This window comes from Pseudomonas sp. MYb193, assembly GCF_002966775.1.
GTDB lineage: Bacteria > Pseudomonadota > Gammaproteobacteria > Pseudomonadales > Pseudomonadaceae > Aquipseudomonas > Aquipseudomonas paracarnis.
In genome coordinates this window covers 2650580-2673832 of sequence record NZ_CP023269.1, presented here as the reverse complement: position 1 = coordinate 2673832, position 23253 = coordinate 2650580, and the positions used below count along the sequence as shown (strand labels likewise).

Sequence of the window (23253 nt, the reverse complement as noted above, 5' to 3'; positions counted from 1 at the left end):
CGCGTTCATAAACAATACCCGCGTTATCGTTGACGATCTTCGCGAGCAAGCTCGCTCCTACAGGGTTTGAATATTCAGTTTTTTTTCTTGTAGGCCACGCAATCGATCTCGACCTTGCAATCGACCATCATATTGGCCTGCACGCAGGCGCGCGCCGGGGCGTGTTCCGGGGTGAAGTATTCGCCGAATACCTTGTTGAAACTCCAGAAGTCCCGTGGGTCTTCCAACCATACGCCCACCCGCACCACATCCTTGAGTTCGTAGCCGGCTTCTTCGAGGATCGCCACCACGTTGCGCATCGTCTGGCGGGTTTGCTCGATGATGCCGCCATTGATGATTTCACCGTCCACCGCAGGCACCTGGCCCGACACGTACAGCCAGCCATCGGCTTCCACAGCGCGGGCGAACGGACGTGGCTGGCCGCCACCTGCGGTGCTGCCGGTGCCGTAACGAGTAATGCTCATAAAGTTGCTCCTTGTTAAAAACGAATGTTCTTGAGAAATTCTGCCAGGCGCGGCGACTGCGGCCGTTCGAAGATGTCCTTCGCACTGCCCTGCTCTTCAATGCGGCCCTGGTTCATGAAGACGATCTGGTCCGATACCTCGTAGGCAAAGCGCATCTCGTGGGTGACCAACAACATGGTCATGCCCTCCTCCGCCAACCCCTTGATCACGCTGAGCACTTCGCCCACCAACTCCGGGTCGAGGGCCGAGGTGACTTCGTCGAACAGCATCAGGCTGGGGTTCATGGCAATGGCCCGGGCAATGGCCACGCGTTGTTGCTGGCCACCGGACAATTGGCCGGGAAAGTGGTTGCGGCGCTCCAGCAGGCCGACGCGGTCCAGCCATTTTTCGGCCAGCGCCACCGCTTCATCCTTGCCCATTTTCTTGACCTTGAGCAAGCCGAGGGTGACGTTCTGCAGCGCGGTCAGGTGCGGGAACAGGTTGAATTGCTGGAACGCCATGCCGGTCATTGCGCGGTGCTGGGCGATCACCCGCTCCGGGTGGCGTACACGCTTGCCGCCGACATCGCTGTAGCCGATGGACTCGCCATCCAGGGTGATCTGCCCGCCCTGAAACTCTTCCAGCAGGTTCACGCAGCGCAGCAAGGTGGTCTTGCCCGAGCCGCTGGAGCCGATCAACGTCACCACATTGCCGCGCTGCATGGACAGGTCGACGCCCTTGAGCACTTCCACCTGGCCGTATTGTTTACGCAGGCCACGAATGTCCAGCAGCGCTGGGTTGGTTTGAGCTTGGTTCATGGCAAGGCCACCCGCTTTTCAATGTAGCGCCCGAATAATTCGATGGCGTAGTTGATGACAAAGAACAGAAAACCGGCGAACAGGTAGAACTCCAGGGTCATGAAGGTGCGCGCGATCACCTGCTGGGTACTGAGCAGCAATTCGGCCACACCGATCACCGACAGCAAGGTGGAAGCCTTGACGATTTCCGTAGAGGAGTTCACCCAGGTCGGCAAGATCTGCCGCAGCGCCTGGGGCAACAGCACGTAGCCCAGGGACTGATAAAACGTCAGGCCAATCGCCTTGCCCGCTTCCAATTGCCCACGGGGAATGGCCTGCAGCGCGCCGCGCACGATTTCCGATACATGGGAGCCACAGAACAAGGTGAGCCCGACCGCACCGGCCTGGAACGCACTGATTTGCCAGCCAAGGGCCGGCAGCATGTAGAAACATGCCAACACCAGCACAAACACCGGCGTGCCACGGATCAAATCGACATACAGACGGAACGGCGCACGCATCCAGAACTTGCCGTAGGTCAGGATCAACCCGGCGACGATGCCGATCAGGGTGCCAAAGACAATCGCCAGCGCCGAGACCGCCACGCTGGCCTGGAAGCCGGCCCAAAGGGTCTCGCGGGCGATCCACAATTCATGCAGCCAACTGGGGGATTCGTACATGGGACCCTTCCTTAACGACGGATAGCCAAACGCTGTTCCAGGTAACGGAGCAGCATGGCAATCAGGTAACAGGCAGCCACGTAGAGCGCGGTCGTGACCAGCCAGGTTTCAATCACCCGGTAGCTTTCGACGTTGATCTTGCGGGCGTAATAGGTCAGCTCCGGCACCGCAATCGCGGCGGCCAGGGAGGTGTCCTTGAACAGCGAGATGAAGTTGTTCGAGAGTGCCGGCAACACGTTGCGCAGCATCACCGGCACGGTGATGTAAGCGCGAATCCGCCACTCCCCCAGGCCGATGGCCAGGCCGGCCTCCCGCAAGCCCTTGGGAATATTCACCAGGCCTGCGCGGAATACCTCGGTGAGATAGGCGCCGGCATACAGCGACAGGGTGATGATGAACGAGGGAATCTTATCCAGCCGAATGCCCAGGGAGGGCAAGGCGAAGTAGATCAACAGGATCAACACCAGGATCGGGGTGTTGCGCACCACGGTGACATACACCGAGGCAATAATACGCAACGCGCGGTGCCTGGAAAGCATGGCAAACGCCATCAACAGGCCGATCACGCAGCCGATGGCGATCGACAGCAAAGCCAACTGTAGCCCAAGGCCGAGCCCCGCCAGCAAGGTGTCGAAATCACGCCAGACGGCGGCAAAGTTCAACTGATAGTTCATGGTCAGCAGCACCTGAAGGGGGCGTGTTCAAGCACGCCCCTGTTGTTGCGGGTCACTTGAATTCCACGGGAAAACCAATCGCCGGTTCTGGCAGGTCCACGCCGAACCACTGCTTGAACGAGGCTTTGTAGGTGGGGAATTCCACACCGGTCATGGCTTCGTGCAGCGCGGTGTTGACGAAATTCAGCCAGTCCTGGTCGCCGCGCTTGACCGCGCAGGCATAGGTTTGCGGGCTCCAGGCGTAGGTGGGGCTGCGGTAGCGGCCAGGGTTCTGCACCATCAGGTATTTGACCGAGGACTGGTCGGTGGCAGCAGCATCGGCGCGGCCTGAGTTCACGGCCTGGTACATCAGGTCAACGCTGTCGTACTGATCGACCTTGGCCTTGGGCAGTGCCTGGTGCACCAACTCTTCGGCATACACGTTCTGCAGCACAGCCACGGTGACGTCGTCGCCCGCCGCCTGCAGGTCTTCGATTTCCTTGTATTTGCTGTTATTGGGCAACAGCAAGCCGACGCCTTCCCGGTAGTACGGCAAGGTAAAGGCCACCTGCTGCGCACGGCTGGCGGTAACGGTGATGAACTGACAGCTCATGTCGACCTTGTCGGTGAGCAGGTTGGGAATACGTGCGTCAGACGACTGCACCACAAACTCCACCTTGCTCGGGTCATTGAACAAGCCTTTGGCCACGATGCGGCCGATGTCGATATCAAATCCCTGCAACTTGCCATCCGCTCCCTGGAAGTGCCACGGCGCATTGGTACTGCCTGTACCTACGATCAAGTGCCCACGCTTGAGCACATCATCGAGCTTGCTGTCCGCCGCCTGCACCACGCTGGCGAGGGAAGCCGATGCAGCGACGAGAAAAACACACGCTTTGAATACGGAAGGTCGGTGATGCATGACAAGCACTCCAGGGATTGTGTATTCCGCTATACCGGAACTTGGTATGTAACAACGGAATAGACAGCAGAAAGTGTGCCACAGGTACTGGAGGAAAAATATGTCGAGGTAAAAGTCTTTAGAGATCAGCGAGATAAAGATCGGATAGGCCCACGGGATTGCACCGACCTCGCAATCGGCTTGCTACTCAAAGCCACACACCGCTGTTACTGCGCACCCTTTTAGATCATTTGGGGCAGCAAGGTACACCTGTGAAGGTTGACAGTAGACGGTAGTCATCCACCGGCTTAGCGTTGGTAAAAACGACTGCGGCTTGAAGGGAGATCACCATGGGCGTTGCAACGAGCAGTATTTCCAGTGCCAAGGCGTTCGAACGGTTACTAAACACCCCACGCCCGGTATTCATTCTGTTCGTTTCAGAACACTGCCCCGCCTGCGCGCAGGCAGGCCCCTTATTCGAACTGCACGCCTGGAGGCATCCCAGAATCGTGAGCCTGGTAGTCGATTGCGCGCACACGCCGAGGCACCCTGAAGTAACAGGCACCCCGACGCTGCTGATCTACCTGAATGGCGCCCTGGTAGAAAAATTCAAAGGCTTCGGCCCCCTGGAAGAGCAGGCGCCGTTTGTGCAGGACATCTTCAGCCGTTATGACCTGAGCAAGGGCGCAAATGCACTTGCGTCACTCGACGCTCCTCCACTTCAGCCACAGTCAAACGCCAGCCTTCATGCTCCAGGCTATCGCCCACCACCGGCAAGCGGTCAAGCAGGCTCATCACCAAACCTGCCAGGGTTTGATAATCCTCGGTCGTCACCGCCTTGAAGCTCGTGCGTTGACGCACCAGGTTGAGGTTCAAGGCACCATTGGCACGGAAGCCATCGCCTTGCTCGACAATATCGGGCCCTTCGATTTCGCTGGCATCGGGCAATTCACCGGCGATGGATTCCAGAATATCCGTCATGCTCAATACGCCCATGAAGTCGCCGAATTCGTTGATCACGAACGCGATGTGAGTGGACTCCTGGCGCATCTGCTCCAGGGCATTGAGGATCGAAAAACTGTCCAGCAGGTTGATCGCCCGACGCGCCAGGTGTTCCAGGTTCGGCTCGTTGCCCGCCAGGTACTCCTTGAGTAACTCCTTCTTGTGCACAAAACCCAGGGGCTCATCCACCGCACCGTTACGGATCAACGGCAGACGCGAGTAGGACGAGTGCATCAGTTTCAGACGGATCGTCTCGGGGTCGTCCGCCAGGTCGATGCAATCAACCTTGGCCCTTGGCGTCATCAGGGTGCGAATCGGCCGCTCGGCCAGTTGCAGCACGCCGCTGATCATCACCCGTTCACGTCGGTCAAACAGCGGACCCTGCGCAGCATCCGGCTCGCCCAGCAGGTCAGCCACATCTTCACCCACCTCTTCCACCGCCAGGCTGCGGCCGCCCAACAAGCGCATCACCGCATGGGCGGTACGCTCACGCACCGGCAACACGCCCTGCGCCGACTTCTTGCGACGGGCTCGGGCGATCTGGTTGAACACCTCGATCAGAATCGAGAAGCCAATGGCCGCGTACAAGTAGCCCTTGGGAATATGGAAGCCCAGGCCTTCGGCGGTCAGGGCGAAACCGATCATCATCAGGAAGCCCAGGCACAGCATGATCACGGTGGGGTGCGCATTGACGAAACGGGTCAGCGGCTTGCTCGCCACGATCATCAGGCCGATGGACACGATCACGGCGATCATCATCACCGCCAGCTCGTCGACCATGCCCACGGCGGTAATCACCGCGTCGAGGGAGAACACCGCATCCAGCACCACGATCTGCGCGACGATCGGCCAGAACATGGCGTAAGCCACACTGCCCTTGTGCTGCGCCACATGGCCTTCAAGGCGCTCATGCAATTCCATGGTGGCCTTGAACAGCAGGAACACACCACCAAACAGCATGATCAGGTCACGGCCGGAGAAGCTCTTGTCGAACACCTCGAACAGCGGCTGGGTCAGGGTGACCAACCAGGAAATACTCGCCAACAGGCCCAGGCGCATCAACAGCGCCAGGGATAAACCGATCAAACGTGCACGGTCACGCTGCTCCGGCGGCAACTTGTCCGCCAGGATCGCGATAAACACCAGGTTGTCGATACCCAGTACCAGTTCCAGCACAATCAAAGTAGCAAGGCCGAGCCAGGCCGTAGGATCCGCTAACCATTCCATTTATAAATTCTCTGTCTTTAAAGTGTTCAGAACGCCGGGCACGGCAAAGTGCGGTCGTACGACCGGGACAAGGTTAGTTGACGGAATACGGGGTGCTTCAGCGGGAACAGCGACAGCGGTTGTCTTGGGGAAAGACGACTGGGAGGCTCCGAGAGGGTGTTCATGCAAGTCCTGAAATGACAAAAGGACTTGAATCCTACATTCGAAATACAAATTTCCCACAACGCAAAACTATTACAAAACCTGTAAACCCCCATCAAAAGCACAGCAACTCTTGTGGGAGCTGGCTTGCCTGCGATGCAGGCACCTCGGTGCATCAGGTAGACCGGGTCGATGCAATCGCAGGCAAGCCAGCTCCCACAGAAAGCCTGCCCGCCTGCGAGATAGACGACTCATCAGGTTTTACGAGTGGCATCGTCCAGCGCCAGGATGGTGTGGGCATTGGTGACGGTGGTCGCCAGCGTATTGATCACCCCCGAACGCAACGCCCCCAAGGTCGCCGCCGCCTTGGTGTTCTCGCTGGCAATCGCCACCACATCCGGGATGCGAAACAGCTCCTGCACCGTCAACCCGATCACGCGCCCCTGGATGGCGTTGACCGCCGGCTGGCCGTGAATGTCGATAAAGTCATAACCCATCATGTCGCCCACAGTGCCAGACAAACGCGCCTGGGCGATTTCCTGGGGCGAGAACCAGCCCATGCGCACCATGTTGCTGTTCTCGCTCATGTCGCCGATGCCGATCAAGGCAATATCGGCACGCCGGGCGCGGTCAAGGGTCGAACGCACCGTGTCGTTGTTGATCAGCACCCCGCGCAGTTCCGGGTTGGCCACCAGCGCCGGGGCGTACAGGCTTTCACTTTCGCCACCAAAGCGCAGGGCCAGGCGTCGGCAGATGTGGTCAGGGTTCATGTATTCGCCGGCCTTGAGCGAACCGCCGATGGCACACACGAAAGTGCAGTTGCGGGTCACCGGCAGAAACACGTTATCGGCCACCGCGCCGACGTTACGCCCCATGCCTACGGCAACGATCATCCCATCACTCAGGGTCTTGTTGAGGTAGTTGGCGACCAGGCTGGCAACCGCCGAGCGCTGGGTGTCGGGGTCGCTGTGGTCGACCGCGATCAAGGCGCGGTCGAGCTTGAAGCGCTCCACCAGCGCCCGCTCCAGCTCGTTGTTCATCGCCGGGTGCTGCAACACGCGCACCTCGACGATCCCTTCATCCCGAGCACGCTTGAGCAGGCGGCTGACTTTGGCCCGCGACAGGTCAAAGCGCTTGGCAATGGCCTCCTGAGTGACGTTCTCAAGGTAATAGAGCATCGCCACTTCGGTCATCTGATCGATATCACTGGCCATGCGCTGGGTACTGTCACTCATGGGGACGGGCTTCCGTTTCGGCGTCAAAGGCGCATTCTCCCGACTCTTGCCCCGCGCCGTCCACTACTGATGCCCATCGCGCTCGATCGCATTGATGCGTTCGACCTTGGCCCCGGACCGCGCCGCTTCGAACTCCGAGGCCAAAAACGCACTGACGATGCCTTTGGCCAACTCCGCACCGATGACCCGCGCACCGATGGAGAGGATTTGCGCATCGTTGCTCTTGCGCGCCCGCTCCGCCGAGTAGGTGTCATGGGCCTGGGCCGCACGGATGCCCAGCACCTTGTTGGCCGAGATGGCCATGCCTATGCCGGTGCCGCATACCAGCACGCCGAGGCGCTGTTGCCCGGCATTGATGGCGGTGGCCACGGCCAGGGCGATGTCCGGGTACAGCACCGGCGCCGTTGAATGCGTACCGAAGTCGGTCACCGGGTATCCCAACGCCTCGATATGGCGCTTCAACAACTCTTTGAGCTCAAAACCCGCTTCATCACATCCGATAGCCACCGGGAAAGGTGTGTTCATGGCGCCAAACTCCACTGATCAAATGATCACTTAGTGAAATATCTCTCACTCATTTCGCAAGCATTTACCCCTTGCTGTCAAGCGAGATTTAACTGACCTGCCAGTCAAAGCCCTATACCAAGGCAATAACCGCGTCAAAGATGAGAATCACACCTTTTAAGTGAAAGAGATTGACTGATCAGAATTTCATTTGATACACATATGATCACAGCGAAACATGACTGTGCGACCTAATAAGAATTCACAGCACGAGGACACGCCGATGGCCACGCCATTACTGCTCCAGGCTGAACACGTCGCCAAGGCTTACGCCGGGGTGCCAGCCCTGCGCGACGGGCGCCTTTCTCTGCGCGCCGGCAGCGTCCACGCCCTGTGCGGCGGCAACGGTGCCGGCAAGTCGACCTTCCTGAGCATCCTGATGGGCATCACCCAGCGTGACGCCGGCAGCATTCTGCTCAACGGCGCACCGGTGCAGTTCAATCGCCCGAGTGAAGCCTTGGCCGCGGGGATCGCAATGATCACTCAGGAGCTCGAACCCATCCCCTACATGACCGTCGCCGAAAACATCTGGCTGGGCCGCGAACCGCGCCGCGCCGGTTGCATCGTCGACAGCAAGGCCCTCAACCGCCGCACCCGCGAACTGCTCGAAAGCCTGGAGTTCGACGTCGACGCCACCAGCCCCATGCACCGCTTGAGCGTGGCGCAGATGCAATTGGTGGAAATCGCCAAGGCGTTCAGCCATGACTGCCAGGTGATGATCATGGACGAGCCCACCTCGGCCATCGGCGAGCGCGAGGCCGAAACCCTGTTCAAGGCGATTCGCCGCCTTACCGCGCGCGGTGCCGGCATCGTGTACGTGTCCCATCGACTGAGCGAACTGGCGCAGATCGCCGATGACTACAGCATCTTCCGTGATGGCGCCTTTGTCGAAAGCGGGCGCATGGCCGATATCGACCGCGACCACCTGGTGCGCGGCATTGTCGGCCAGGAACTGACGCGCATCGACCACAAGGCGGGCCGCGAATGTGCGGCCAGCACCTGCCTGCAAGTCGACAACCTGAGCCGCAACGGCGAGTTCCACGACATCAGCCTGCAGCTGCGCCGTGGCGAGATTCTCGGCATTTATGGGTTGATGGGCTCCGGGCGCAGTGAATTCCTCAATTGCATCTACGGCCTGACCGTGGCGGATTCCGGCAGCGTTACCTTGCAAGGCAAGCCCATGCCCATCGGGCAGCCCAAGGCGACCATCGACGCCGGCATGTCGCTGGTTACCGAAGACCGCAAGGACAGCGGCCTGGTGCTGACCGGCAGCATCCTGTCGAACATTGCACTGTCGGCCTATAAGCGCTTGTCGAGTTGGTCGCTGATCAACGCACGTAAAGAAGCGCAACTAGCCGAGGAGATGGTCAAGCGCTTGCAGATCAAGACCAGCTCCCTGGAGCTGCCGGTGGCATCAATGAGCGGCGGCAACCAGCAAAAGGTGGTGCTCGCCAAATGCCTGTCCACCGAGCCGGTATGCCTGCTCTGCGATGAACCCACCCGCGGCATCGACGAAGGCGCCAAACAGGAGATCTACCACCTGCTCGACCAGTTCGTGCGCGCCGGTGGCGCAGCCATTGTAGTGTCGTCGGAAGCACCGGAACTGCTGCACTTGAGCGACCGCATCGCCGTCTTCAAAGGCGGCCGGCTGGTCACTATCAGCACCGACACCGCCCTTTCCCAGGAAGCCTTGTTGAGTCTCGCCTCATGAATGCCAAAACCATCGTTGCTCCCGTTACTGCCGCGTCGCGCAACCGCCTGCGCCTGTCCCTCGACCGCTTCGGCCTGCCGCTGGTGTTTATCCTGCTGTGCGTGGTGATGGCGTTTTCCAGCGAATACTTCATGACCTGGCGCAACTGGATGGACATCCTGCGCCAGACCTCCATCAACGGCATTCTCGCCGTGGGCATGACTTATGTGATTTTGACCAAGGGCATCGACCTGTCGGTGGGGTCGATCCTGGCATTCGCCGGGTTGTGCAGCGCCATGGTCGCCACCCAGGGTTATGGCCTGTTGGCGGCGGTCAGCGCCGGGATGTTTGCCGGTGCGATGCTCGGGGTGGTCAACGGTTTCATGATCGCCAACCTGTCGATCCCGCCGTTCGTGGCCACCCTCGGCATGCTCAGCATCGCCCGGGGCATGACCTTTATTCTCAACGACGGCAGCCCGATCACCGACCTGCCCGACGCCTACCTGGCCTTGGGCATCGGCAAGGTCGGCCCGGTGGGCGTGCCGATCATCATCTTCGCCGTGGTCGCGCTTATTTTCTGGATGGTGCTGCGCTACACCACCTACGGCCGCTATGTGTATGCAGTGGGCGGCAACGAAAAAAGCGCGCGCACCTCCGGCATTGGCGTGCGCAAGGTGATGTTCTCGGTGTACGTGGTCTCGGGCCTGCTCGCCGGGTTGGCCGGCGTGGTGCTGTCGGCACGCACCACCTCTGCCCTGCCCCAGGCCGGGGTTTCCTATGAGTTGGACGCGATTGCCGCGGTGGTGATCGGTGGCACCAGCCTGTCGGGCGGTACCGGCAGCATTGTCGGCACCTTGTTCGGGGCACTGTTGATCGGCGTGATCAATAACGGCCTGAACCTGCTCGGCGTGTCCTCCTATTACCAGCAGGTCGCCAAGGGCCTGATCATCGTGTTTGCAGTACTGATCGACGTGTGGCGCAAGAAGAAACGCTGAAGAACGACCCATAACAATAACTGGAGTTCTACTTATGAAACTGGGTACCACCCTGGCCGCTGCGGCCGCCCTCTCCCTGCTCGCCAGCAGTATCGCCCTGGCCGCCGACGGCAAGACCTACAAGATCGGCGCAGCCGTCTATGGCCTCAAGGGTCAGTTCATGCAGAACTGGGTCCGCGAGCTCAAGGAACATCCGGCCGTCAAGGATGGCACCGTGCAGTTGACCGTGTTCGACGGCAACTACGACGCCCTGACCCAGAACAACCAGATCGAAAACATGGTGACCCAACGCTACGACGCGATTCTGTTCGTACCGATTGATACCAAGGCCGGCGTCGGTACCGTCAAGGCCGCCATGAGCAACGACGTGGTGGTCATCGCCTCCAATACGAAAGTAGCCGATGCCAGCGTGCCGTATGTGGGCAACGACGACGTGGAAGGCGGCCGCCTGCAGGCCCAGGCCATGGTCGACAAGCTCAATGGCAAGGGCAACGTGGTGATCATCCAGGGCCCGATTGGCCAGTCGGCGCAGATCGACCGGGAAAAAGGCGAGCTGGAAGTGCTGGGCAAACACCCGGACATCAAGATCATCGAAAAGAAAACCGCCAACTGGGACCGCGCCCAGGCCATGACGCTCACCGAAGACTGGCTCAACGCCCACCCCAAGGGCATCAATGGCGTGATCGCCCAGAATGACGACATGGCCCTGGGCGCCGTGCAGGCGCTGAAGTCCCATGGCCTCACCTCCAAGGATGTGCCCGTGACCTCTATCGACGGCATGCCGGATGCGATCCAGGCGGCGAAAAAGGACGAAGTCACCACTTTCCTCCAGGATGCCCAGGCCCAGTCCCAAGGCGCGCTGGACGTAGCGTTGCGTGCCCTGGCCGGCGACGACTACAAGCCACAATCGGTGATTTGGGAGCGCTATGCCAAGGACCTGAAATGGGCCGACGGCACGGCCAAGAACTACATCCTGCCGTGGGTGCCGGTGACCAATGCCAATGCGGACGCGCTGTACAAGCAAGTCAGCGGCGGTAAGTAGTCAGTGGCTTGAAACACAGTCAACTGTGGGCGCTGGCTTGCCTGCGATGCAGGCACCTCGGTGCATCAGGTAGACCGGGTTGATGCAATCGCAGGCAAGCCAGCTCCCACATTGGACCGCGTTCTACCTTTTGATCTGTAACGGGAGTTACTCATGTCTGGTTTCTGGAACCAAGCCTTCGACCTCAGCGGCCGTTGCGCGGTGATCACCGGTGGCGCCGCCGGCATCGGCCTGGCCTGCGCCACTTTGCTGGCGGAACGCGGCGCAAGGGTGGCGCTGCTGGACCGCGATCCGGCCGTGGTCGAGGTGGCCGCCAGCCTGGGTGCCGGGCACCTGGGCATTGCCGTCGACCTCGGGAGGATCGACCAGATACAACCGACCGTCGACAAGGTGTTCGCGCACTTCCAACGCCTGGATTATCTGATCAACAGCGCAGGCGTGGTGCTGCTGGACAAGGCCATCGAGGTCAGCGAAAGCGCCTGGGACACCACACTGGACATCAACCTCAAGGCCAGCTTTTTCATGGCCCAGGCCTGTGCCAGACATATGCTTGCCCAAGGCAGCGGGCGCATCGTCAACCTGGCGTCCCAGGCCGCCGTGATTGGCCTGGACCGTCACGTCGCCTACTGCGCCAGCAAAGCCGCCATCATCGGCATGACCAAGGTATTGGCCATGGAGTGGGCGCCGCAGATCAACGTCAACGCCATCTCCCCGACCATCGTCGAAACCGCCCTGGGCAAAAAAGCCTGGGCCGGCGAGGTGGGTGAGCGGGCCAAATTGCAGATTCCGGCAGGTCGCTTTGCCCAGCCGGAAGAAATCGCCGGGCTGGCGCTGTACCTGCTCAGCGACGCCGCACAGATGATCACCGGTGCCAACATGGTGATCGACGGCGGCTACAGCATTCAGTAATTCATCGTTATGTCGTGAGGTTTTGTCATGTCCACCGTCACCGAACGCACACCTGAACAACTCGCCCCGAGCATCCCGAAAACCATGCAGGCCGTGGTCTGCCACGGCCCGGAAGATTACCGCCTGGAAACCGTCGACGTGCCCACGCCCGGCCCCGACGAGATCCTGACCAAAGTCGAGCTGTGCGGCATTTGCATGGGCGATATCAAGACCTATCGCGGCGCGCCGTCCTTTTGGGGCGATGCCGAGCAACCGCGCTACGTGAAGCCGCCGATGATCCCCGGGCATGAGTTCGTGTGCCGCGTAGTCGCCCTTGGCCCAGGCGCCGAGAAACGCGGCGTGGCCGTGGGCGACCGGGTGATCTCCGAGCAGATCGTGCCATGCTGGGGCTGCCGCTTTTGCAACCACGGCCAGTACTGGATGTGCCAGAAGCACGACCTGTATGGCTTCCAGAACAATGTGCAGGGCGCCATGGCGCAATACATGATCTTCACCAAGGAAGGCATCATCCACAAAGTGCCGGAATCCATCGCCCCCGACGAAGCGATCCTGATCGAACCCTTGGCCTGCTCGCTGCACGCGGCGGAACGCGCCAACGTCGACCATGACGACATCGTGGTGGTCGCCGGCGCCGGCACCCTGGGCCTGGGCATCATCGGCGCAGTGCGGTTGCGCAACCCGAAAAAGCTCATTGTGCTGGACATGAAACCCGAACGCGCCGCCCTCGCCCTGCGCCTGGGCGCCGATGAAGTGTGGAACCCGGCCGAGGTGGACGTATTGGCGAAGATCCGCGAAATCACCGATGGCTACGGCTGCGACATTTATATCGAGGCGACCGGGCATCACAAGGCGGTGAACCAGGGCCTGGCGATGCTGCGCAAGCTGGGACGCTTTGTGGAATTCAGCGTGTTCAATGACGAGGCCACGGTGGATTGGTCGATCATCGGCGACCGCAAGGAACTGGATATCCTCGGCTCGCACCTGGGGCCATATATGTACCCAAGGGCCATAGACTTTATCGGCAACCGCAAGATCGACATGCGCGACGTGGTGACCCACAAGTTTGCGCTGGCGGATTTCAAGGAAGCGTTTGCAGTGATGGAGCGCGGCGATAAATCGCTGAAGGTGGTGCTCGAACCCTGATCTCAGTAACAACACAAAACCCTGTGAGAGCTGGCTTGCCTGCTCCCACAATGGAAGGGTGTCGCCCCTTAGAACAAGAACACAGGAACCCGCGTTATGAATCGAGTCATCAACGATCCCGACCAAGTGGTCGAAGACATGCTGCGCGGCATCCTGGTCGCGCACCCCGAACTGCGCCAGTACGAAAGCAACCCAAGGGTCATCGTCAAGGCCAGACCGTCCGCCCAGGGCCGCGTCGGCATTGTCACCGGCGGCGGCTCCGGGCATGAGCCGGCGTTCCTCGGCTATGTTGGCCCGGGCCTGGTGGATGCGGTGGCCGTCGGCGAGATTTTTTCCTCGCCCACCGCCAAGAGCTTTTTCGATGCCTTCCGCGCCGCCGACCATGGCGCAGGTGTTGCCTGCCTGTATGGCAATTACGCCGGCGACAATATGAACGTGAAGCTGGCAATGAAAATGGCCGCCAGCAAAGACATGCGCATCCGCACCGTGGTCGCCAACGACGACGTGGCCTCCGCGCCCAAGGCCGATATTGCCAAGCGTCGCGGCGTGGCCGGGGAGATCTTCATGTGGAAGATCGGCGGTGCCGCCGCTGCCCAGCATTACGACCTGGACGGCGTGATTCGGGTGGCGCAGAAAACCGTCGACCACTGCCGCTCGATTGGTATCGGCCTTACGCCCTGCACGATCGCCGCGGTGGGCAAGCCGAACTTCCAGATTCCCGACGGCCAGATGGAGCTGGGTATCGGCCATCATGGCGAACCGGGCATCGAAGTCATCCCGATTGAAGCGGCCGCCGCCATGGCCGAGCGCATGCTGGCGCCGATCCTCGCCGACCGCGATTTCAGCCAGGACGACAGCGTGGTGGTGCTGGTCTCGGGCCTGGGCGCCACCCCGGTGATGGAGTTGTATATTTTCTACGCCGAGGTGGAAAAACAGCTCAAGGCCAAAGGTTTGAAGATTCACCGTTGCTACGTGGGCAACTACTTCACGTCCCTGGAGATGATGGGCGTGACCTTGACCCTGCTCGGCCTCGACGCCGAGCTGAAAACCCTGATCGACCAACCCTGCCGCTCCATCGGCATGACCCAGGCGGAGTGAATCATGAGCCAGCGTTTTTCCACCCATGACGGTAGCGCCATTGTCGCCGACCTGGTCAGCGTGATCGTGGCCAACCGGGAGTACCTCAGCGAAGTCGACGGCGCTATAGGCGATGGCGACCATGGCATCAACATGGCCAAGGGCTTTGCCCATTGCGGCCGCACGATCGAAGGCCGCCAACTGACCCTGGCCGAAGCCCTGGATGAACTGACCCTGAGCCTGATGGAAGGCATCGGCGGCTCCATGGGGCCCTTGTATGGCAGCCTGTTTATCGGCATGGCCGACGAAGTGCGCGGCAGTGAAGACATCGACGCCGCCAGGTTCGCCCACCTGCTGCGCGGCGGCTTGACCTCGTTGCAGGACATCACCGAAGCGGGCGTGGGCGACAAGTGCTTGATGGACACGTTGATCCCGGCGGTGGAAGCCTTTGAACGGGCGCATGCAGCGGCGCGTTCTTTCAGCGATGCACTCGATGCGATGAAAAGCGCTGCTTCTCAAGGGCGGGATTCGACCAAGGACCTGGTGGCCAAGATTGGCCGAGCCAGTCGTTTGGGTGAGCGTTCCCTCGGCGTTCTGGATGCCGGGGCCGTGTCGTGCTGCCTGATCCTTACGCAGTTGGCGGACTCGATTAAACCCCGTTTGACCTGACATGGTCGAAAAACCAATGTGGGAGCGGGCTTGCTCGCGAATGCGGAGTGTCAGCCAGCAAATCTATTGACTGATATACCGCATTCGCGAGCAAGCCCGCTCACAAGGGACTACCTGGTTTTCAGTACTGGGTTACCAGAACCGCTGCTGGGTCAAGCGGCTCCACCAGGTCAACAGCACCCGGTCCACCGAACCGCTGGCCGCCAGGCCCACGCGCTCTTGCAGGCTCTTACGCTCGGCATAGTGCAGGTGGAACACTTCGGCGGTCTTGGCCTTGGTGGCCAGGTATTCATCGCTGGTTTGCAGCTCATCGACCAGTTGTTTGTCGAGAGCGGCAACCCCCAACCACACTTCGCCAGTGGCCACCTCGTCAATCGCCAACTGCGGGCGGTAACGCGAGACGAAGTTCTTGAACAACTGGTGGGTGATGTCCAGGTCCTCCTGGAACTTCTCCCGGCCTTTCTCGGTGTTTTCGCCAAACACAGTGAGCGTGCGCTTGTATTCACCGGCGGTCAGCACTTCAAAGTCGATGTCGTGCTTTTTAAGCAGGCGATTGACGTTGGGCAACTGCGCCACCACACCAATGGAACCGAGGATGGCGAAGGGTGCACTGATGATCTTCTCGCCGATGCACGCCATCATGTAGCCACCGCTGGCCGCGACTTTGTCGATGCACACGGTCAACGGCACGCCGGCCTGGCGGATACGCGCCAGTTGCGAGGAGGCCAGGCCATAGCTGTGCACCATGCCGCCGCCGCTTTCCAGGCGTAACACCACTTCATCCTTGGGCGTGGCCAGGCTCAGCAGTGCGGTGATTTCATGGCGCAGGCTTTCGGTGGCCGAGGCCTTGATGTCACCGTCGAAATCCAGCACGAATACCCGTGGCTTGAGCTCGGGCTTCTTCTTGTCTTTCTTCTTTTCAGCCTTGCTTTCGGACTTGCGCAGGGCCTTGAGCTGGTCCTTGTCGAGCAGGCTGGACTCCAGGCGCTCACGCAAGCCCTTGTAGAAATCATTCAGCTTGCTGACCTGCAATTGGCCGGCGGATTTACGACGACCTTTGCTGCGCAGTGCTGCAAAGCTGATCAGTACCACCAGAATAGCGACCACCAGGGTGACGGTCTTCGCCAGAAAGCTCGCGTATTCGGCCAAAAAATCCATATGTCTCCTTAAAAAATGCACTGCGCCAGGCGCGGATGGCCCCAGCATACCGACGCCACTGCGAAGGAGCCAGTGATCAAACCGCCAGCAGGCGGGCTCCAACGCGCTTTTAAAACAAGCGTATGTTTTTTCATTGACAGCTCGCAGGCATCCTCATAACCTCGCCAGACTTTCAACGTACCGGGAAAACGGACGTGGGCAGCATTTATCTGATTCGACATGGCCAGGCTTCCTTCGGTGCAGACGACTATGACGTCCTCTCGCCCATTGGCGTGGAACAAGCGCAAGTGCTCGGTCGCCACCTGGCAGACCTGGGCATTGCGTTTGACCGCTGCATCGCCGGCGACCTGCGTCGCCAGCAGCACACTGCCAGCGCCACGTTCGACCAGTACAGCGCCCTGGGCTTGCCGGTTCCGGCATTGGAAACAGACAGTGCGTTCAACGAGTTCGACGGCGAGGCGATCATTCGCGGCCTGTTACCCGACCTGCTCAGCAGTGAGCCGGATGCCGTGCACATCCTGCGCAATGGCCCGCAGAACCGCAGCGAGTTCCAACGCATTTTCGCCCTGATCATCGAACGCTGGCTGGCCGGCACCTATGATCCGCCCGGGCTGGAAAGCTGGCTGGGGTTTGTCGAGCGGGTCCAGGGTGGTTTGCAGCGGATCCTTGAAGCCGCGAACCACACCGACAAAATCGCCGTATTCACCTCCGGCGGCACCATCACCGCCCTGCTCCACCTGATTACCCGAATGCCTGCAGCCCAGGCCTTCGAAATGAACTGGCAAATTGTTAACACCTCGCTCAACCAACTGAAGTTCCGTGGTCGCGAGGTGGCACTGGCTTCCTTCAACAGTCACGCCCACTTGCAACTGTTGAAGGCGCCGCAGCTCATCACTTTCCGATGAACTGCGGCCAACCGTGACCCCAAGGTCACTGGACTCTACCCTTAAGGATCGAAACCATGACTGACGTAGCTAAAGCAGTAGAAGCAATGAAAGCCAAATTCAACCCAAGCGCTGCCGAAGGCCTGGACCTGGTGTTCGGTTTCCGTATCGACGACAGCAAGAATTTCTCGCTGGTGGTCAAGGACAAGACCTGCGAACTCAAAGAAGGCGAAAACCCTGACGCTCAGGTCACCCTGGTGATGGACAGCGAGACCCTGGAAGGCATCGTCGACGGCTCCACCGACGGCATGCAAGCGTTCATGGGCGGCAAGCTGCGCACCGAAGGCGACATGATGCTGGCGATGAAGCTGAGCGAGCTGTTCCCTTCCTGATTCACGGGTAACCCTGAATCCTGATCCCGCCTCCCCAGGCGGGATTTTTTTGCCTGCATTCTCGCGGTGAATGAAGATCCCCTGTGGGAGCTGGCTTGCCTGCGATGGCATCTACTCCATTTGCCGGACGCACCGCGGTGCCTGTATCGCAGGCAAGCCAGCTCCCACAGAAAAGCAAATCCGTAGGACTGCTCAGGTTTTTGGCTGTAGCAACAACGCCACCAACGCGCTCCACCCGGTCTGGTGTGAAGCCCCCAACCCTCGCCCTGTCTCACCATGAAAATACTCATGGAACAACACCAGGTCACGACTGGCCGGGTCTTCCTGCAACTGCGCATACCCCGCCATCGACGGCCGCACACCGTTTTCATCTTTAAGAAACAGCCGCGTCAGCCGCTCGCTGAGGCTGTCAGCCACTTCCTCGAGAGACGCCAGATACCCACTGCCCGTCGGGTACTCCACGGAAAAATGCTCTGCGTAATAGCGATGAAATTCGCGCAACGATTCAATCAGCATGTAATTGACCGGCATCCACAGCGGCCCGCGCCAATTGGAGTTGCCACCGTACAAGCGTGAGTCGGACTCACCGGGCTGGTAACTGGCACACAAGGTGTCGCCATTCATCTTCAACGCCAGGGGCTGCTCGGCGAACGCCTTGGACAGGGCGCGCACGCCAAAGGCCGACAAGAACTCCTGGTCATCCAGCATGCGTCGCAGCAAATCCTTGGTGCGTTCACCGCGCAGCAGCGCCAGCAACAGGCGGTTGCCCTGCCCCGGTTCGGTCCAGCGCGAAACCAGCCTGGCCAAGTCCGGCCGATGATGCATAAAGCCCAGCAGGCGCTCGCGCAAGCCTTCCAGGCCCTCGTGCTCGCGCTGTTCCAGCACCAGCACCGCGAACAGCGGCATTAACCCGACGATGGAGCGCAGGCGCACCGGTTCGCTCTGGCCATCAGGACGGTGCAGTACGTCGTAGAAAAACTGGTCCTGCTCATCCCACAAGCCTTCGGCGCTGTCATCGACGTGGTTGATAGCGCCGGCGATGTAGAGGAAATGCTCGAAAAACTTCACGGCAATGTCCACGTACACCACATTGCGCTTGGCCAACTCCAGGCCGATGCGCATCAGGTCCAGGGCATAGGCCGCCACCCAGGCGGTGCCATCGGCCTGGTCCAACTGGTAACCCGGCGGCAACGTGGCCGAGCGGTCGAACAAGGCGATATTGTCCAGGCCCAGAAAACCGCCCTGGAACAAGTTGCGGCCCTCGGCGTCCTTGCGGTTGACCCACCAGGAGAAATTCAGCAGCAGTTTGTGAAAGATCCGCTCCAGGAAATCCATGTCGCCCACGCCGGTCAACGCCTTGTCCTGCTGATATACGCGCCAGCTGGCCCAGGCGTGCACGGGCGGGTTGGCGTCGTCAAAGCGCCATTCGTAGGCCGGCAATTGGCCGTTGGGGTGCATGAAGCGGTCCTTTACCAGCAGCAACAGCTGTTGCTTGGCGTAACCGGGGTCGATCAGCGCGATGGCCACCGCCTGGAAGCCTTGATCCCAGGAGGCATACCAGGGGTATTCCCAAGTGTCGGGCATGGACAAGATGTCGAAGTTGCTCAGGTGCCGCCAATGAGTATTGCGGATAAACAGACGCTCGGGCGGTGGCGCGGGCTGAGCCGGGTCGCCGTCAAGCCACTGGTTCACGTCGAAATAGTACAGCTGCTTGGACCACAACAGGCCGGCCAGGGCCTGGCGTTGCACATTGCGCGCATCGTCATCGGCAAGGCCCTGTTGCAAGACCGCGTAGAAGTCATCGGCCTCCTGGCGGCGCTGTTCGAATAGCTTGCGCGCATTGACATCGGGCGCGTCCAAAGGCGCAAAACGCAGGTAAAGGGTTTTGCTTTCCTGGCCCGCCAGTTCAAGGGTGAAATGCGCGGCCACCTTGGTGCCGGCGTCCCGGCGAACGGCCGACTCAACCCCGCCCACCACGTAATCATTAATGCCATCCTTGAATGGCCCCGGCGCCGGTTGCCCGTCCAGTTTGGGCCGATTGGTTTCGTTTTCGCAGAACAGCCACTGCAACCCGTCCTGGCCCCAGGCACTGAGGTGGCGATCATCGAGCTCATGATGACGCGCCAGAACCCGCTCGCCGTCCAACCTCAAGCTGGGCTTGGGTGCATCGAAGGTCCAGCTCCAGTCATTGCGCGCCCAGAGCTGGGGCAGCACCTGCAGGCGTGTGGGTTGGTCCGAACGGTTATGCACGGTGACGCGCATGAAAATATCGTCGGGCTGATGCTTGGCGTATTCGACACTGACGTCGCAGTAGCGGTTGTCTGCAAACACACCGGTATCAAGGATTTCATACTCGGCATCCGCCAACCCACGACGGGCGTTTTCGGCGATCAGGTCAGCGTAGGGAAAGGCCGCATGGGGATATTTGTAGAGCATGCGCATGTAGGCATGGCTCGGCACGCCATCGACGAAAAAGTACAGTTCCTTGACGTCTTCACCGTGGTTGCCTTCGGCATTGTTAAGGCCGAACAGACGCTCCTTGAGGATTGCATCACGCTCGTTCCACAGTGCCAGGCCCAGGCACCAGCGTTGGGCCTTGTCACTGAAACCGGCCAATCCGTCCTCGCCCCATCGATAGGCGCGGCTGCGGGCGTGCTCATGGGGGAAGTAGGCCCAGGCATCGCCGTCGGCGCTGTAGTCTTCGCGCACCGTGCCCCATTGGCGCTCACTCAAGTACGGGCCCCACTCGCGCCACTGCCCGGCGTCTGGGGTTGCCAGGCGCTGGCCTTCGAGGGTGTCCAGCAGGTTGGTTGCGGGTTTGGCCGTCATTGGGTCCTCCTTCACCTACACAGTGGAGCGCAGTGTAGAGCCCAATGACGCCTGCTTGCACATGAAGACTTGGACGCAGGGTCAACTCATTCATTTGCAGAATGAAGTCCAGAGGAATCTTCGTTTGCAAGGCGGCCGGCGGCTCAACAAAATCAGACAAAGGCCACTTTCATCGCTCCAGTCATCAGGAATTTTTCTATGCACGCCACTGCACATGTCAGCCCTGACGAGATCCGCAAGGGCTTTTCCAAGGCCATGTCCGACATGTATCGAGATGAAGTTCCTTTATATGGGGCGTTGCTGGAATTGGTGGCCGAGACCAATGCACATGTGCTCGACAGCGAACCAGGCCTGGCGCACCAGCTGCAGCGTACCGGCGAAATCCAGCGCCTGGGCATGGAACGCCACGGCGCCATCCGCTTGGGCACCGCTGCGGAACTGGCGACTATCAGCCGTTTGTTCGCGGTGATGGGCATGCAACCGGTGGGCTACTACGACCTCACCCCCGCTGGCGTGCCTGTTCACTCCACCGCCTTTCGCGCCGTGCATGAACACGCGCTGCAAACCAGCCCGTTTCGCGTGTTCACTTCGTTGCTGCGCCTGGAACTGATCGAAAACCCCGACCTGCGCGCCTTCGCCGAAAGCGCCCTGGCCAAGCGCTCGATCTTTACCGCCGAGGCCTTGGCATTGATCGACCAGGCAGAGACCCAAGGCGGCTTGAATGCCAGCGATGCCGAGGCCTTTATCCGCCAGGCCCTGGAGACGTTCCGCTGGCACCACACTGCCACGGTCACCGGCGCCCAATATCAGCAACTGAGCGACCAGCACCGACTGATCGCCGACGTCGTCGCGTTCAAAGGCCCGCACATCAACCACCTGACCCCACGCACCCTGGACATCGACCAGGTGCAGGCGGCGATGCCCGGCAAAGGCATCACTCCCAAAGCCGTGATCGAAGGCCCACCTCGGCGCCAATGCCCGATCCTGCTGCGCCAGACCAGCTTCAAGGCCCTGGACGAACCCATCGCCTTCACCGATGCCCACGGCAGCCACAGCGCGCGCTTCGGCGAAATCGAACAACGCGGCGTCGCGCTTACGCCTAAAGGCCGCGCCCTGTACGACCAACTGCTGAACGCCGCCCGCGACGAACTCGGCGCGTTCCCCAATGAAGCCAACGCCGAGCGCTATGTGCAATTGATGGAACAGCACTTCCACGCCTTCCCCGATAACTACCCACAAATGCGCGAGCAGGGCTTGGCGTATTTTCGCTACTTCGTCACCGACAAGGGCTTGGCGGCACGCGGCCAGGCCGATCAGCCGCGCACATTGGAGGCGCTGGTCGGTGCCGGTCATGTGGCGGTGGAGCCGTTGGTGTATGAGGACTTTTTGCCGGTCAGTGCGGCGGGGATCTTCCAGTCAAACCTGGGGGATGGGGCGCAGAGTCACTACGCGGGCAACTCCAACCGAGATGCCTTCGAACAGGCGCTGGGGCGCAGGACGATTGATGAGTTGCAGTTGTATGAGCAGACGCAGCAGCGCTCAATGGATATATGCGTTGAAACGCTGTTGAAATGACTGGATGCAAGACCGAACGCCAAGCGTCACGGCGTTGATGGTAACCACGATGCGAAGCGAGCCGCTTTTGATCTTGATCTGCTTTTGATCTTAGGCGCCCCGTTAAACCACGCTGGCCGGAATTCGACAGGGATTTGGGGGGTAAACCGGCAGGGATGCCGGTTTAGCCGCCCCGCGCTATGGATGGCGCGTGGCGGCGGCCCCCCAAATCACTGGCGGATTACGGGCACACCGAGCCTAAGCGAGGTGCCGAGTGGTGGGGCAAGAGCGCTTTGCTTACTTTCGCGCTTTTCGAAAGTGAGCCGCCGTCGGGGCGGAACCCTAAGTGGCCGTTACCGCAGGAATGGATATGTACACGGTCCAACTGTGTTGACTGTCAGGCCGCCTTCGCGAGCAAGCCCGCTCCCACAGTTGGATCGCGGGGTGTCAGGTAGATAGGCGTCGGCTGGCAGGCCGCCATCGCAGGCAAGCCAGCTCCCACATTTGGACTGCGGGGGTGTCAGGTAGGTAGGCGTCGGCTGGGAGGCCGCCATCGCAGGCAAGCCAGCTCCCACATTTGGACTGCGGGGGTGTCAGGTGGATAGGCGTCGGCTGGGAGGCAGTCATCGCAGGCAAGCCAGCCACAGACAGCATTTTCAGCCGACCGATTCGGCCCGGTGTTGCATGAATTCTGAGGATGCCCACCCGGCTCAAACAACGCAATCCTTGCGCCGCAACAAGCCCCAGAGCCGAGTGGACGGGGCGCATCATAAGGAGAGAAGCGGCACTTGTCCTCCAGACAATTCTGAACAAATGTGCACATTCCGTGTGTGTAGCGAGGGAGCTTGCTCCCGCTCGGCTGCGCAGCCGCCGCCAATGGGGGCGCTTCGCACCCCAGCGGGAGCAAGCTCCCTCGCCACGGGTTGCGGGTTTGCTTAAGCCAGCCGCTGCGCGATTTTGTCTTTGATCGACAGCCGCTTCTTCTTCAGGTTCTCCACCTCTTCATCGCTGGCACTGGCTTTTTCCGCTTTTAGCACCTTGGCGTCGGCGTCGTCGTATTGAGTGAGCAGTGAGTCCAACCGGTTGTCTTGCGCCTTGCGCTTGTGAACGTCTTCCTTGCTCAATCCCAAGTCCTGATACAGGTCGTGTTTCACTGGCATGGCGTACCTCCACAGATTGATCGATGGTCTACGCCCTTGAAGCTAGCCCATTCCAACAAGACTTGTCATGTTTGAAGTCAAGAATGACCCGTTCGTCGCGCGAACGCG

Annotated in this window: 21 protein-coding genes and 1 pseudogene; 11 read left to right on the top strand and 11 right to left on the bottom strand. The window is 60.3% G+C overall.

Going from position 1 to position 23253, the window contains the following annotated elements; all coding sequences use genetic code 11:
* Positions 1-74: 74 nt before the first annotated feature.
* Genes CLM72_RS12365 through CLM72_RS12345 form a run of 5 tightly spaced genes read right to left on the bottom strand, consistent with a single transcriptional unit; the run spans position 75 to position 3495 of the window.
* Positions 75-464: a RidA family protein gene (locus CLM72_RS12365; RefSeq protein WP_105226635.1), complete on the bottom strand. Its 390-nt coding sequence runs from the start codon at positions 462-464 to the stop codon at positions 75-77.
* A 14-nt stretch (positions 465-478) separates the two neighbouring features.
* Complete coding sequence (locus CLM72_RS12360; RefSeq protein WP_020301585.1) at positions 479-1261, bottom strand: amino acid ABC transporter ATP-binding protein; 783 nt, start codon at positions 1259-1261, stop codon at positions 479-481.
* Entirely contained in the window at positions 1258-1920 is a 663-nt protein-coding gene (locus CLM72_RS12355) for an amino acid ABC transporter permease (protein WP_034135844.1), read from the bottom strand. Before CLM72_RS12355 ends, CLM72_RS12360 begins: the two co-directional genes overlap by 4 nt.
* Positions 1921-1931: 11 nt before the next feature.
* Positions 1932-2594: an amino acid ABC transporter permease gene (locus CLM72_RS12350; RefSeq protein ID WP_034125741.1), complete on the bottom strand. Its 663-nt coding sequence runs from the start codon at positions 2592-2594 to the stop codon at positions 1932-1934.
* Between the two features lie 52 nt (positions 2595-2646).
* Positions 2647-3495: a transporter substrate-binding domain-containing protein gene (locus CLM72_RS12345; protein WP_034125742.1), complete on the bottom strand. Its 849-nt coding sequence runs from the start codon at positions 3493-3495 to the stop codon at positions 2647-2649.
* A gap of 329 nt (positions 3496-3824) precedes the next feature.
* Here CLM72_RS12345 and CLM72_RS12340 point away from each other — a divergent pair.
* Positions 3825-4097: pseudogene (locus tag CLM72_RS12340) on the top strand (thioredoxin family protein); the annotation flags it as partial.
* Positions 4098-4134: 37 nt separating this feature from the next.
* On the opposite strand, the gene CLM72_RS12335 reads toward CLM72_RS12340, so the two are convergent.
* The 3 genes from CLM72_RS12335 to rpiB all read right to left on the bottom strand — a co-directional run bounded on the left by CLM72_RS12335 (position 4135) and on the right by rpiB (position 7604).
* Entirely contained in the window at positions 4135-5703 is a 1569-nt protein-coding gene (locus CLM72_RS12335) for a TerC family protein (RefSeq protein WP_105226634.1), read from the bottom strand.
* 395 nt (positions 5704-6098) lie between these two features.
* Positions 6099-7079, bottom strand: a complete 981-nt coding sequence (locus tag CLM72_RS12330; protein ID WP_034125745.1) for a sugar-binding transcriptional regulator — start codon at positions 7077-7079, stop codon at positions 6099-6101.
* A gap of 63 nt (positions 7080-7142) precedes the next feature.
* Positions 7143-7604 carry a ribose 5-phosphate isomerase B gene (rpiB, locus tag CLM72_RS12325; RefSeq protein ID WP_105226633.1) on the bottom strand — a complete coding sequence of 154 codons (462 nt, stop codon included), beginning with the start codon at positions 7602-7604 and terminating at the stop codon, positions 7143-7145.
* A gap of 262 nt (positions 7605-7866) precedes the next feature.
* On the opposite strand from rpiB, the gene CLM72_RS12320 reads away from it, so the two are divergent.
* From CLM72_RS12320 to dhaL, 7 genes are all read left to right on the top strand, one after another.
* Positions 7867-9354, top strand: a complete 1488-nt coding sequence (locus CLM72_RS12320; RefSeq protein WP_105226632.1) for a sugar ABC transporter ATP-binding protein — start codon at positions 7867-7869, stop codon at positions 9352-9354.
* Positions 9351-10328, top strand: a complete 978-nt coding sequence (locus tag CLM72_RS12315) for an ABC transporter permease (RefSeq protein ID WP_105226631.1) — start codon at positions 9351-9353, stop codon at positions 10326-10328. The genes CLM72_RS12320 and CLM72_RS12315 overlap by 4 nt, the downstream gene beginning before the upstream one ends.
* 34 nt (positions 10329-10362) lie before the next feature.
* Positions 10363-11370 (top strand): substrate-binding domain-containing protein, encoded by a 1008-nt coding sequence (locus CLM72_RS12310; protein WP_105226630.1) that lies wholly within the window; start codon positions 10363-10365, stop codon positions 11368-11370.
* Between the two features lie 153 nt (positions 11371-11523).
* Complete coding sequence (locus tag CLM72_RS12305; protein ID WP_105226629.1) at positions 11524-12279, top strand: SDR family oxidoreductase; 756 nt, start codon at positions 11524-11526, stop codon at positions 12277-12279.
* Between the two features lie 27 nt (positions 12280-12306).
* The gene (locus CLM72_RS12300) at positions 12307-13422 is read left to right on the top strand and encodes an erythritol/L-threitol dehydrogenase (RefSeq protein WP_019817618.1); all 1116 of its coding nucleotides are present in this window, start codon (positions 12307-12309) and stop codon (positions 13420-13422) included.
* Between the two features lie 96 nt (positions 13423-13518).
* The gene (locus tag CLM72_RS12295; protein WP_105226628.1) at positions 13519-14520 is read left to right on the top strand and encodes a dihydroxyacetone kinase subunit DhaK; all 1002 of its coding nucleotides are present in this window, start codon (positions 13519-13521) and stop codon (positions 14518-14520) included.
* A 3-nt stretch (positions 14521-14523) separates the two neighbouring features.
* Positions 14524-15168: a dihydroxyacetone kinase subunit DhaL gene (gene dhaL, locus CLM72_RS12290; RefSeq protein WP_105226627.1), complete on the top strand. Its 645-nt coding sequence runs from the start codon at positions 14524-14526 to the stop codon at positions 15166-15168.
* A gap of 132 nt (positions 15169-15300) precedes the next feature.
* Here dhaL and sohB read toward each other — a convergent pair whose 3' ends face one another.
* Entirely contained in the window at positions 15301-16326 is a 1026-nt protein-coding gene (gene sohB / locus CLM72_RS12285) for a protease SohB (protein ID WP_105226626.1), read from the bottom strand.
* Between the two features lie 194 nt (positions 16327-16520).
* Between sohB and CLM72_RS12280 the strand changes: the two genes are divergently transcribed.
* On the top strand, positions 16521-17231 hold the full coding sequence (locus CLM72_RS12280) for a histidine phosphatase family protein (RefSeq protein ID WP_034135852.1): 711 nt from the start codon (positions 16521-16523) through the stop codon (positions 17229-17231).
* Between the two features lie 56 nt (positions 17232-17287).
* Entirely contained in the window at positions 17288-17602 is a 315-nt protein-coding gene (locus tag CLM72_RS12275; RefSeq protein ID WP_034125754.1) for an SCP2 sterol-binding domain-containing protein, read from the top strand.
* A gap of 192 nt (positions 17603-17794) precedes the next feature.
* Here CLM72_RS12275 and CLM72_RS12270 read toward each other — a convergent pair whose 3' ends face one another.
* Positions 17795-20431, bottom strand: coding sequence for a glucosidase (locus tag CLM72_RS12270; RefSeq protein ID WP_105226625.1), 2637 nt, complete (start codon positions 20429-20431; stop codon positions 17795-17797).
* A 198-nt stretch (positions 20432-20629) separates the two neighbouring features.
* Here CLM72_RS12270 and CLM72_RS12265 point away from each other — a divergent pair, with 198 nt between their 5' ends.
* Positions 20630-22006, top strand: coding sequence for a VOC family protein (locus CLM72_RS12265; RefSeq protein WP_105226624.1), 1377 nt, complete (start codon positions 20630-20632; stop codon positions 22004-22006).
* Positions 22007-22920: 914 nt separating this feature from the next.
* On the opposite strand, the gene CLM72_RS12250 is transcribed toward CLM72_RS12265, so the two are convergent.
* On the bottom strand, positions 22921-23145 hold the full coding sequence (locus tag CLM72_RS12250) for a YdcH family protein (protein WP_105226621.1): 225 nt from the start codon (positions 23143-23145) through the stop codon (positions 22921-22923).
* Positions 23146-23253 lie beyond the last annotated feature (108 nt).